Source organism: Paenibacillus sp. GM2 (genome assembly GCF_900069005.2).
Taxonomy (GTDB): Bacteria; Bacillota; Bacilli; order Paenibacillales; family Paenibacillaceae; genus Fontibacillus.
Map to the genome: position 1 here is coordinate 649242 of NZ_LN831279.1, position 12196 is coordinate 661437.

Genomic DNA, 12196 nt, shown 5'->3' on the forward strand with positions numbered 1-12196 from the left:
CCGTAACCAAGAGTATACACATAATGGAATCAGATTTTATCCTTCGTACACTCAGACAGGGGATAGCTCTAATATAGAGAAGAGTAAACGAACAATTGGCAACCATGAATATTGGGACAGAATTTAGAAGGATAGCGCCTACTCGTCCATAAACTGCGTGTTTCCTTCATGATGAGGGTAACTAGTATAATGCAAAAGTATAAAATAATTAAAATGAATGATTTTTCAAATTATCAGATTGATCAAATCAGAATGTTGGAACAGTTGTGCAAGGTATTCGATAGGTCAAGTTTGAGAGTGGGGATAGAAAGCCTTAAAGAGATAGATGGCGATGAGGGCTTTCTTTGTAAGAACGAAGGCCAGTTAATTGGTTTTCTTAGTTGGTATTCTTCAGATGGGATTGAAGCTAATATTAATAGTATGGTTCATCCGGAATACCGCCGTTCTGGTATTTTTCGGGAGTTATTGGAAAGGGCGGCATCGGAGATGCAAAGGCAAGGCATTCTCACTTGTCGTTTTAGAGTCCCATCCAACTCTGAGTCGGGTATTGATTGTATAAGGCATTTAGGGGCTGATTTTAGTACATCTGAATTCTCCATGACCTTAAAGAACGTAGAAGATACAAAATTATGTTCCATAGACGTTATTTTACGATTAGCTGAAGAAGAGGATTTCGAGTTTCTGGTTAAATGTTCATCTCAGGCTTTTGGAGATTCAGAGTCTTGGACCAGGAAGTATCTGAGCCATACTAGAGAACCTTCACGTATTACTTATATCGCTAAGGACAATCTGACACCGATAGGGATGATCAGGGTAAATTGTATTGATACGAAAACTGCCGTTATACATGATTTTTGTGTGCTCCCCGCATTTCAAGGGAGAGGTTATGGCCGTAATATCCTTGCTAGGGTTGTTAAGCTTTTGCTAAGCCAAGACTACTCTCTAATCCGTTTGAGCGTAGTTACTCAAAATAGACACGCATTGAGTCTTTACCAGTCAACAGGATTTGATATTTCGGCTGAATCTTTTTATTATATGCTCCCTATTCATAAAATTTAGCTGATTAATATCATGGATATCATCTATTGCAAATAAAGATGGTATCATTATTTAAAAGAAGACGTTGACATTTTAAACTAAGCACTGAAGGGCTGCTGCCCTTGGGTTGTCAGATAATTGTCTTGGAAAGAAGCCCAGATACAAACGCCCCAGCCTAAGATAGAGTTATCTAAGACTGGGGCTTTTCGTGAGTACACAGCATTAAATACAACTAAGCAAATAAGTAACCTATATTTCATAAGTTATATCAGGTAAGGCTGCATTAACCATATCTGCAATTTAAAGGAGAAGTCATGACGAATAAAAGAAGGTGGTATATAATTATTAATTCGTTGGTTATATTGTTTGTCATGTCAGCTTGCATGAGTACTAAACCAGAAAATAAATTTAAATTATATGAAGGGAAGTCTTTGCGTATAGCTGTTATTGGAGAACCGCCACAAATAAAAGAAGAGCAAGTTAACTTCAGAGAAATTTCATTTGATGATTTAAATAAAGGGGAACTGAAAAATATTGAATATGAAGAGACTTGGGACTGGACTCCAGGTACAATCTACGCTGTCGGTAGCTACAAATCCAATGAAGATCACTCATTAAAAAGCTGGGGACTTGCTTTATATAATAATGAGAAAACCGACGAAAACATTAAAAATCTTTACTCCAGAATTTTTACGAAAATAGAAGAACTAGATAGTTAATGGCTTAAGTCAATGAGAGCGTGGACTTAAAAACCTTATGTAATATAACCAGAAAAGATTAACTCAAGGAGGCAGCTATGATAAACAGTGGTTACACTATTGGATGGGGAACATTGGCCCTTGTTAATGCCGGATTGGCTCAGGGCAAAAATAGAAGTGGACTTAATTGGTTTCTTTTGTCGTTAATATTAGGTCCAATTGCTACTTTCTTAATTGTTATTCTAGATAAGAAATAAACAATTTACTATTTGGAGGACAGTAAGAAATATACAATAACAACATGGGAACAAGATAGAATATATAACTTGCTAACTAAAGAAGATCAAGGAAATGGACGGCTTGCCGCTCAATAAGGTGAAAAAATGAAAAAGCTCAAGTGGTATCACCACTTAAGCTTTAACAGACAGATAAAAATCCGAGAACGACTACCAAGGGCATTACAAGGGCTGTAATGTTTTTTTCTTAATCAATACAGGGCTCGATTATCTGTATCCTGAAAAAATTAGTAAATAAATGCGCGAGTAATAATAACCAACAGAATGAATAATACGAGGATTGCACCTGTATTTGTGAACAGGCCGCCACAGCTACAGCTACAAGTTCCAATTCCACCCAGTTCTCCCATTGCGATATTCCTCCCTTCGCCTTATCTTAAATTGTATGAAGGAAAACGCCTGGTGGATTGGACTATGGTCTAAATAATCGGTGAAAGCACTAAAAATTTTGTCTTTGTCTATGGAAATGGATGCGGGTAAGGGTTAAGCTCCTGCGGAGTCAGTCTGCGAGTTGTATAACCCAGCTTCATCGGAACCTCCAGCACCCTGTTTAGGCCAATGAGCCGGGTAAGATGATGTCCAAATGTCATAGGTAACATTCCTGGTATGAGTACCTTTACACAACGTAGTCCGTTGCGAAGCGTCTCACTTGATGACTGATCAACTACAATGACATCCATCTGAAGCCTGCGGAAAACTTGAAGAATTTGTTTCAAATCCTCCGTTAGATCCTCTTGCCAAGTTAGTGGGCGGAACTCTTCGGCAAAAGTACGGACAGGGTTCCCCTCATCTAATAAGAAGTGCAGCCGTTCCTCTGCTTGTGGCAAGCTATAGAGCAAGGAGTGATCTGCCATATGCTCTACAAGGAACGAATCATCAAACATAGCTTCGGCTTCAGACCTTCGTTCCTTCAATCGCTTTTCGGCCGTCGGGATCATGCCCGCCAGCTCATGGATGGCACTCTTGGCTGCCCGAATCGGATCGAGATGAGCTCCGGCAGCACAGAGAAGGTTCACGCCGTCTTTCGATCCTCCTTTTGCCAGTGCCCAGATGCTAGGAATTCCGTTTTCCATCGTGGTATTGTATATGCTTACTTCATAACCCGTAACCGCTTTTAAGCGCTGGATCATCAGGATCAGCTCCGAATCTCCTGATGAAATATAGTCAAGCTGCGGAACCTGCAGCCCTGCATACCAGGTCAACAGAAAGGAATCCCGCTCAACCACCTCCAAGATCCCGTACAAGATGGCCTCCTCCAAGCTTCCTCCTACTGCGCACCCGTTGGAGGTTTCATATACAAAGCCCTCTCCATCATTGAGACTGTAATAAGCCAACAGCTTAGGAATCAAAATCGGACGTTCCTGTTGAAACGAATATCCCCAGACCCATTCCATTGGAGATTCAGGATCATACGGGTTGAAGGGGAAATCCGAATGCTCGTATTGCTCTTCGGCATGAAGTCCTACCGTAGACGGGTCCAGGGCGGCAGCCTTAAGGTGGGAGTAAGTATCGCGCACGACCGTTTGTTTGCCGCGTGGAGTCACACCGCAAAAACGTTCCAGCCCTTCTAATATCCCCGCGAGTTCGCTATCCGCATATGAGTGCGAATGTCCCCCTGTGACCTCATCGTAATAACCTAAAGGAAGGTTTACACCGACACTGGCAAAAATAGAGTCGAGTCCCCACTTCTTATCATTAAAAATTCCGGTACGACGGTCCCAATAATCTCTGAGCAGAACCTTCTTCAAATCACTCGTCTTGCGGCAGCGGTAGCTATTGCTCTGTTTTAGGCTTTCCTGTAGCGAGAGCTCCGCTAATTCTGCGGAATCATCCGGCAGTTGTCCGCAAACCGCGCAACTCCCAAGCGGCATGACATAATGAATTGTGCTGCTCAAATGATTCAGGTTAATCAAATAGAGATGTTCTTCCGTATTGGCTTTATCCCCCTGCAGCACCTTATCCGTTTCTGCTGCGATAATGTGCGCCATATAACTGGCTCCCGCGTCAGATATTTCCGCTGTATGAGGAGGAATATAATCATCAGATACGAGCCTCATCAGCAAATCCTGAACTTCAGTACGATTGCTTCCCGCCAAAGAGAGCCGTGCTTCTGCGCATTTGAAGCATCCGGGTGTTCCCGGAACTATGAGCGGCCCTATGATTCCTTCTCCCAGGGATACATAGGCACATAACCAGGGAATACCACGTATTCGCAGTATCTGTTCAGCTTCATAAAAATAAGAGGAGCTTTCCTCATCCTTCAGCACCAATACCAGGTCTACAGCGGGGATATCTTCACTAAGGTCTTTTCTTCGCACAGGAGAGAGCCTGGACAGACGCTTGTACACGGCATCGGCAAGTATTCCCTCCCCGATAATAGCGATTGTATTCAAAGGGATTCCTCCTCTCCAAGAATTACTCCATAGGCTACAAACGGCCCGTTTCCCCATAAAGAGTCGCTATTCAATTCGTATACCTCAAGCTGCTGATCGCACTGCTTCAGAGTTTCAATGGCTGAAAATATCAAATCGCTGTAGCTGAGAGGTTCGCCATCAGGAACTGCTATGTTTTGCACTTCACGATCCTTACAAAGCGTAGGAGAAGCCGCAGTTCGCCCGGTTTTGGTTAGTGCTTTCTGCAGGGATTGGCGAAGGGCAAGCGTAAAGCTAAGATCTACGCTGCCGTACCACGTGGAATCGGAATAGACCCATACTGTTGGAAAACCGAGCAACGGCTCACCTACTGCAAGCAGTGTTTCTCCCTCTAAGGTAGCTAAAGCTTGTAGGTAATACTGGCAACGGGCGTCTTCAATTTGCGGACATGCTATACGCTGAACAACAGTCGGCTTATCGGACAAACTCCGCTTGCCTAACTCTTTAGTTAAACAAGCGCTGACTCCCCGTCCAACGGCCTCAGCTATATCGCAACCTGCTCCGATGCGGATTCCTTCCTGCTGATGTGGAGATAGACCAGCAAACAGCAGGGGAATGATGCGGGCCGCATAGGCTTCTAGGCCGGCCAATCCTGACTCTCGTCTGGCCTCTATATGCGTTAGTCCGCTTCGGATAATGGCTGGTAATAGTAGGGCCGGTTCTTTTGACAAAGGGTCTGCAGGCTGAACAAGGCATTGTGCCAGCGGCAGCTGGATTAGGTCTGCTTCTTCCCAAACATGAAAAATACCTGTTACCGTCGAGGTCAGTTGGTTGAAGGCAGTAAACCATACCTCCGGGCTTACCTGCTGATGATTTATGCTTAGGTGAAGTTCTATATTTTCCACTGAATGGGCAGCATCATATTCAGATACTAAAGGATGGGGCAGAAAAGAATGCCAGCTTCCGGTTAACATTATGGGGTCAAGTTGAAAGCATTGATTTCTGTGCTCCCATTCAGGCTTTACCGGAAACTCTTTATACCATTGGACAATAAGACTCGATAGAACGCCTGCGGCAGCGGTGGATAAGACCTCCTGCGTTTGTTTTTCGGGAAAGACGGATGCATGAATTCTTAGCCAGGCTGACTCCCAGTGTCCGGCCCCGTCAGAATGCAGCAGCGGCCCTGCCATTCCTACGCCTCTTATTGCGATGGCGGGGAGCATCGGTTTCCTTTCCGCTATACAAGCATGCTGTACACTCCGAAGCTCCTCCAATTCGCCATGCTCTGCAACATACAACACAAATCGAAAAGGACGAACGATCGCCCTCCAATCCGGCTCCTGATCCCCTTCTGCAGCAATCGTATTTAACGCGATTTCGCTCTCACTGCCTTGGGTTTGTTCGTGAAGTTCCTTGAGTTTTTCCAGGTCTGTGTTTTCCTTGTTTGTTACATAAACCGTGAGCTTGCGCGAATCGGATTCATTCCATAATTCAGCAAGCGAAAGCAAGATTTGGCCGGAACCGATCGCAAGCGCACCTTCCTCCTGAAGAGACATCCTGCACATCTCCTTCCCCAACTTTGTAAAGCATCAACTTATTCAAGCAGGTCAAACCCTAGTTCTAACGAACGACAAAATTCATTTTAAAGATATGTGGTCTGCTGTTTTTCTATGACTTCCTGATCGGATAGCGGAAGGCTCAGTGGGAGGGGCCTGACAACCTTGATCGTTACAACAATAGATCGCTGCTTGGAATTTCGACATTAGGGACACAAAACTTACGTAGTGCTAACATAAAAAATCAATGATACAATTTCTATAACTTGGTATTCAAGCGGCTGTACTGGACCGGATCAAGGAAGTTTTGAAATGGCGCAGTGCTTAATAAATTCATTATAAAGGAGCAAATACGATGAAAATTGGATTTCTAGTCATTGATATGCAAACTATTCATTTGCAGGGGATTGACAAACAAGTCATAGATAAAGCATGTGAATATATCAATTATGTATCCGACATGTTTCGTTCAAAAGATCAAGTTGTCATTCATATTCAAGATATTGAAGGAATAACAGAGTCAAGTAGGGAGGCATTTAGCATAATTCCGGAAATTCATGTCATGGAAACAGATTTGATTTTAACTAAGGAATATACGAATGGATTTTGGAAGACAGAGCTGGAACAGATGCTAAAAGAACAAGGCGTTGATTTTTTAATCATTTCAGGGAATGCTGCGGAGTATTGTGTCTTGTCTACTTATAACGGAGCTATTGAAAGAGGGTTTAGCACGGTGATCCTGCAAAATGGAATCTTAAGTACCCATAATGATGTTATAACCTCGACGTACAGAGATAGAAATATTATCTCATATCCAGCAATCAAATATTTGCTGAATAAGTGAGATATGAACTATCTCCCCTAGAATATAGGATGTAGAATAATGGAATATGGTTTAGAGACGCGAGCCGGCCTGTGATAACTGCTATCATAAGCCGGCTCGTATTATAAATACGGGAACGATGATGTTAGGTGACATAAATAATCAAAACGGAAGCATTTCTTGATACGGGGGAGGTTGCTATGAAATCCAGGAAATCATTTATAAAAGTATTAATCACTATCATTGCTTTATGTTTGATGGTTGCAGCCGGGGGAATGATTTATTTAAATTACACGATCAAAAAATTCAACGAACTGCCCTACATCAAAAGTATCCCGATCAGCAGCCTGAGCGAAAGGGATAACCATCTCAAATCGACTATTCGTGTTGATCCGTCAGTAATATTACATGAAATTAGCCCCTTTATCTATGGAAGCAGCTGGGCGAATTGGATAGATGTTTTGCCGCCAAAAGCTGAAATAAAAATGCTTAATACATCGATTGTTAGATTCGGAGGCAATGATTTCAGCAGATTCGATCCAGTCACAGAGACTTTTTATAAGCAGGAAGGCAAACAACAGCTAAAGCATCCTATCGGGGAAGCCGCTGCCTGGTTTTCAAGCAATGGATCTCAGGTGATCCTGCAAATCAATATGTTGGGGATTGCGATAGACCCTGTTACCAAAGAACAGCTTTCGATTTCTTTCCCACAGGATGCGACCGGGTTTATAGAAAACATAAAGCGAGAACATGGAGTGGATATCAAATATGTAAACCTGGATAATGAACCGTTTATCTGGTCGGACACTCACCGGGATTTGCATCCGGCTCCTACTTCTTATGCTGAATATAGCAATAAATTTATCGCTTATGCAAAAGCGCTAAAAGAATATGACAAAGATATAATGATCATGGGGCCGGAAAATTGCAATCCTTACTTTTACTATAGAAGCAATTCAAGCGAGGATAAAGAAAACGGAGTATGGATAGAGTATTTCCTAAAAATATGTCGCGATTACGAGAAGAATAATAATGTCAGGCTGCTGGATATTCTGTCTGTACACAGGTATCCGATTTTTCGAAAAGCGAATGGCACAGAAGTGATTGCCTCCGACCAGCAAATCCTAAACTCTGCAAAGGACTGGTGGGATGAAACCTATAAAGACCCCATTGATCCTTATTACGGGAGCGGCATTATTCCAAAACTGAGAAGGATGATCGATGAAAATTATCCAAATACGAAATTGGCGATTACAGAGTATAATCTGGATTATGATTCAAACATCAAATACGACCCCGTTATCAGAGCGGTTTGGCTTGCTGATACTTTAGGCATATTTGCACAAACTGGCGTTGATTATGCAAATTATTGGAACTTGCAGGAGAGTGGCGAACAAGGGCTGATTTCAAACGGTCAACTAACGATCAACAAGGAGACATACGGCGAAAAAAGACCGTCGTTCTACAGCTTTTATTTAATGTCAAACTTTTTGAGAGGTTCATTGATAAAAGCAGAAAGCAATAACGAAAATATCAAAGTGTACAGCGCATTGGATCAGGGGAAGGTAAACATTATTGTTATAAATTCTGATGCTCAGAACGACTATCAGTCCAACATATTGGCTAATGGTCTTCTTGTGGATGGCAAGAGCTATCTTTTTAAGAGCAGGTCTATCACGGTGTTTGAAGTTAAAAACGAGCAGGTGAATATATATAGCTGTGAATTTTCAGATTAACAAGAAGCAAAAGAGGATGTAATCAATACTCCATCTGTGATGAGGCCATTTGAGGCATGCGAAGAGGAAGTACACCATTGATCAATAAAAGGGAGGCAAGATTGGATTGTTTCATTTTATTAGTATAATCATACCTATGGCTATATTATTGCCTAATCTGTTTTTTTTCGTGATACCGCCTAGAGATTTACCTGATAATATGGAGGATAAAGAAAGTTTGCTTTTCAAGATGGCTGAAGGTATTGGAAGGCTTGGAGTATTCATATCGCCTATCCTTTCACCGATACAGCATGAAGAATACTACGAAGTTCTATCGCTAATTGGAATGTTCATCTTTCTGGTGCTATATTATATTGGATGGATACGGTACTTTAGGCTGGGCAGGGATTACAAGCAATTGTTCTCACCAATGATTGGAATTCCGGTACCTCTAGCGATTAGCCCGGTCTTATATTTTATTTGCGCGTCAGTCGTATTGCATTCTCCTTTATTATTGCTCAGTAGTTTGTTATTAGCGATCGGACATATCCCAATTAGCCTGAAGACTTACCAGCGAGTTAAAAAATAAAGAAATAAGTTAGGGGATTGATCTTATTATTATTAGAGGAGCAAGTAAAACAGACTACCCTCAGCTAAGACAAATATATCTTGAATCACGGCGTCAGAGCTTTCACTGGGCGAAGGCTGATGAGATGACTTTAAATGATTTTGATCAGGATACGATTGAAGAATACGTATTATTGGCTGAGGAAAATTCACAGATTCTTGGATTCGCATCCTTGTATCTACCTGATCGTTTTATTCATAATTTATTTGTACATCCCGACTTTATCGGCAAAGGGGTTGGCACTCAGTTAGTTAAGAATGCCATAGAAAAAATGGGTAAGCCAGTAAGGCTAAAGTGTGTATCTGAAAATCATAGAGCATTAATGTTCTATGAGAAAAGCGGATGGAAAAAGGTCGTTGAAGAAGGAAACCCCGGGGAGGAGTATTGGGTTCTAGTATATGAATGACAAAATGCTCCTTGAAGAGAGCTTTAGAAGTCGTGATTTTATGGAAACTAGAGTGAGGGAAATTGATATGAATATTAGAACAGTCAACGAAAACGGAATTGAAATTGCCATTATCGAAAGTAGTGATATGTTGATTTATGATACGCAATCAGCTTTGGATCTGATAGCCACCATTAATTATCAAACAGGAGCAGCCCGGTTTATTCTGAGCAAATCAGCGCTGGATGAGAAATTTTTCGACTTGAAAACAGGCCTTGCAGGAGAGGTTCTGCAGAAATTTATCAATTATCAGGCTAAAGCTGCCATCATAGGTGATTTCACCATCTATCCAAGTAAAAGTCTTAGGGATTTCATATATGAGAGTAATCATGGAAAGAACATTTTCTTCTTACCTGATGAACAGCAGGCCATTGATAGACTAAGCCAGATATAGGTTATGTAATCATGACAGAAGCTCGGACAACAAACGACTCAGCCTAAGATGAGAGCAATCAAAAGGCTGGGTCATTTTTTGTGAAAATTCAAATATTTCCGGAGAGCTTAGAGTGCTGAATGAGAGACAGAATCTTCGATGAACATGGAAGAAAGAACAAGGGGATAGAGCTTCAACTTTGAACGGGGGAAATGAAAGCAAGATGGGAAGAGGTGCTGGGGAAATTGAGGCATATTTAGCTTTCAGGCCCCTGATTATTATAAGAAATAATTTTTGCGCCTTATTTTCTTAACTTACCGGGTAATGGTATATGCTTTATGGACTCAATGGGATGATACAGCAGCATCCATGGACCTGAGAAGCGCATGACTTTCTTAATTCGGTGACGATAATCCGGCTTATAGCAATGGATTGGGCACTTTGCGCAAGCGGTCTTATTTTCACCAAATTGGCAGAGGGACAGCCTTTTCATAGCATAATGATTTAAGTCCTGGCATTCCTCGCATAACTCTTCATAATGATGTTTTTTCATACAATATAGACGAATCATTTTCGAAACAATTTCTTTCTCTTTCTGAATTTTGGGACCCGTATTCAGTTGTCGTTGTTTTGCTTCTGTAATCATGGAAGTAGACCTCTTTTCGATGTGTAAAAAATAAAGTATATGAAGCATCAGCCATATCATCTAATTCTCTAATATGCCGTCTTTTGCCTGCTTCCATTCATCTGAAAATAGAAGAAATGATAAAATATCAATGATATTTTTGATCATGACACAGAAAACCTCGTGTAAGCCATATCAATATATTTTAATCACATTTGGGATTAGTGAAATACTTTAAAGCTCCAACACCCATGGTTAATCAAAGCAAGGAAAGTGCTTTTGGAAGCTTAAGCGGAATGGCATAAGGCAAGGTGAGCTTGATGGGGGACCGGAGATTGCTGCAAAAAGGAGAGGATTTATTGAAGAAGCTGCGCTTACGGTATCTTGTATTATTAATAATTATCAGTATCTGCATCTTCGAAGTATTCCGTTTTTTTTATCCAGTAAGAATCCAACAAATCATCTCTCAAGAGAATATGGATAAGATATATATTAGTTATTTGGCAGAAGGAAAAACGACAGCTTACTTAGTGCAAATGAATCATAAGAGTCAGATTTCTGAAATGATGAATATCCTGGATTCGGTTTCATACACTCGTGGCATTAGAAGTGCTTACTATGGCACCTACAGGAACTGCTTATATATGACGATTGTTAATCGGGATTTAAGCAGCTACTCTATAAATATTTCTGAAGATGGAAAGCTTGTATCTCCCAAAAGGTTATTTCAAGCAAGAGGAAGTTTTGAGAGCCATTTTAATGACCTGGTTGAATGGATGGAAAAGTATGGAGCGATACAGCCTATCGAGAGATTTGATGCCAATCCGAGTCCGGATACGATATAGGATGAGGTAGCAGACGACATATAGAATGGAACGAGTTTATTTAGAAATAATAGATAAGATAAGATAAGTAGAGAGCAAAAGAAGAAGGGAGACCGTATGAAATGAAGGTAAAACGAATCGTGACCAATATTCAGACGAAAGATATAGAGCTGGCTAAAAAATTCTATCAAGAAGTTTTGGGGCTCGACCTATTGATGGACCATGGATGGATAGCAACCTATGGCTCAAAGGATCGGATGGACATTCAAATCAGCTTTGCGTCCCAAGGGGGTTCCGAGACGAACACGCCGGATTTATCCATAGAGGTTGATGACATCGACGAGGCCTATGCGCGAATGAAGGATGCAGGATTCAATATTGAATACGGGCCGGTAGATGAACCATGGGGTGTACGAAGATTTTACGTCCGAGACCCATATCACAACCTGGTTAATATACTTGCCCATAGAGAATAAAGTCGTGGGAGAAACGATTATTTATTATAAAAGCATGCTGAATATAGGCATGAACCCTACTTCTTAAATCGATAAGAACAAGGGGCCGATTTTGTTATAAATGACTCCAAAGTTAGTGGATTAGTGATCACTGAAAAGGATTTATAAGCGAATAGAGACGAGAACGGAACTGTATTTGAAAAGGTAAATTAATATAAAGGACAGGGCATATGACATATAATTTGTCTTTATAAGGGATACTGGATTCCTTTATTTTGAAAATAAATTAAATTTGTAAATATACAAAATGCAATTATAGATGTAAAATAACATTACTTGAGGTTTTTT

Annotated in this window: 13 protein-coding genes; 9 read left to right on the forward strand and 4 right to left on the reverse strand. The window is 41.1% G+C overall.

Annotation, left to right across the window (positions count from 1 at the left end; genetic code table 11):
- The first annotated feature begins 189 nt into the window (after positions 1–189).
- The 3 genes from BN1360_RS12740 (at position 190) to BN1360_RS12750 (ending at position 1993) form a co-directional block, all read left to right on the forward strand.
- A complete protein-coding gene (locus BN1360_RS12740) occupies positions 190–1059 on the forward strand; it encodes a GNAT family N-acetyltransferase (RefSeq protein ID WP_068780231.1) in 870 nt (289 codons plus the stop codon).
- A gap of 293 nt (positions 1060–1352) precedes the next feature.
- A complete protein-coding gene (locus tag BN1360_RS12745) occupies positions 1353–1757 on the forward strand; it encodes a hypothetical protein (RefSeq protein WP_068780232.1) in 405 nt (134 codons plus the stop codon).
- Between the two features lie 77 nt (positions 1758–1834).
- The gene (locus tag BN1360_RS12750; RefSeq protein WP_157259348.1) at positions 1835–1993 is read left to right on the forward strand and encodes a hypothetical protein; all 159 of its coding nucleotides are present in this window, start codon (positions 1835–1837) and stop codon (positions 1991–1993) included.
- 266 nt (positions 1994–2259) lie between these two features.
- Here BN1360_RS12750 and BN1360_RS25940 read toward each other — a convergent pair whose 3' ends face one another.
- The 3 genes from BN1360_RS25940 to BN1360_RS12760 form a co-directional block, all read right to left on the reverse strand.
- The gene (locus BN1360_RS25940) at positions 2260–2382 is read right to left on the reverse strand and encodes a YjcZ family sporulation protein (RefSeq protein WP_229520997.1); all 123 of its coding nucleotides are present in this window, start codon (positions 2380–2382) and stop codon (positions 2260–2262) included.
- 108 nt (positions 2383–2490) lie between these two features.
- Positions 2491–4425 carry a TOMM precursor leader peptide-binding protein gene (locus tag BN1360_RS12755; RefSeq protein WP_068780233.1) on the reverse strand — a complete coding sequence of 645 codons (1935 nt, stop codon included), beginning with the start codon at positions 4423–4425 and terminating at the stop codon, positions 2491–2493.
- Entirely contained in the window at positions 4422–5960 is a 1539-nt protein-coding gene (locus tag BN1360_RS12760) for a hypothetical protein (protein WP_068780234.1), read from the reverse strand. Before BN1360_RS12760 ends, BN1360_RS12755 begins: the two co-directional genes overlap by 4 nt.
- A 355-nt stretch (positions 5961–6315) precedes the next feature.
- Here BN1360_RS12760 and BN1360_RS12765 point away from each other — a divergent pair, with 355 nt between their 5' ends.
- The 4 genes from BN1360_RS12765 to BN1360_RS12780 all read left to right on the forward strand — a co-directional run bounded on the left by BN1360_RS12765 (position 6316) and on the right by BN1360_RS12780 (position 9965).
- Positions 6316–6804, forward strand: a complete 489-nt coding sequence (locus BN1360_RS12765) for a cysteine hydrolase family protein (RefSeq protein WP_068780235.1) — start codon at positions 6316–6318, stop codon at positions 6802–6804.
- A 179-nt stretch (positions 6805–6983) separates the two neighbouring features.
- Positions 6984–8519, forward strand: a complete 1536-nt coding sequence (locus BN1360_RS12770) for a glycoside hydrolase family 44 protein (RefSeq protein WP_068780236.1) — start codon at positions 6984–6986, stop codon at positions 8517–8519.
- Positions 8520–9112: 593 nt separating this feature from the next.
- Entirely contained in the window at positions 9113–9532 is a 420-nt protein-coding gene (locus tag BN1360_RS12775) for a GNAT family N-acetyltransferase (RefSeq protein WP_068780238.1), read from the forward strand.
- 67 nt (positions 9533–9599) lie between these two features.
- The gene (locus BN1360_RS12780; RefSeq protein WP_068780306.1) at positions 9600–9965 is read left to right on the forward strand and encodes a DUF4180 domain-containing protein; all 366 of its coding nucleotides are present in this window, start codon (positions 9600–9602) and stop codon (positions 9963–9965) included.
- Between the two features lie 280 nt (positions 9966–10245).
- On the opposite strand, the gene BN1360_RS12785 is transcribed toward BN1360_RS12780, so the two are convergent.
- Positions 10246–10590 carry a nitrous oxide-stimulated promoter family protein gene (locus BN1360_RS12785; protein WP_068780239.1) on the reverse strand — a complete coding sequence of 115 codons (345 nt, stop codon included), beginning with the start codon at positions 10588–10590 and terminating at the stop codon, positions 10246–10248.
- Positions 10591–10928: 338 nt separating this feature from the next.
- Between BN1360_RS12785 and BN1360_RS12790 the strand changes: the two genes are divergently transcribed.
- Both BN1360_RS12790 and BN1360_RS12795 read left to right on the forward strand, forming a co-directional pair.
- Complete coding sequence (locus BN1360_RS12790) at positions 10929–11414, forward strand: hypothetical protein (RefSeq protein ID WP_148466571.1); 486 nt, start codon at positions 10929–10931, stop codon at positions 11412–11414.
- A gap of 101 nt (positions 11415–11515) precedes the next feature.
- The gene (locus BN1360_RS12795; RefSeq protein ID WP_068780241.1) at positions 11516–11869 is read left to right on the forward strand and encodes a VOC family protein; all 354 of its coding nucleotides are present in this window, start codon (positions 11516–11518) and stop codon (positions 11867–11869) included.
- Positions 11870–12196 lie beyond the last annotated feature (327 nt).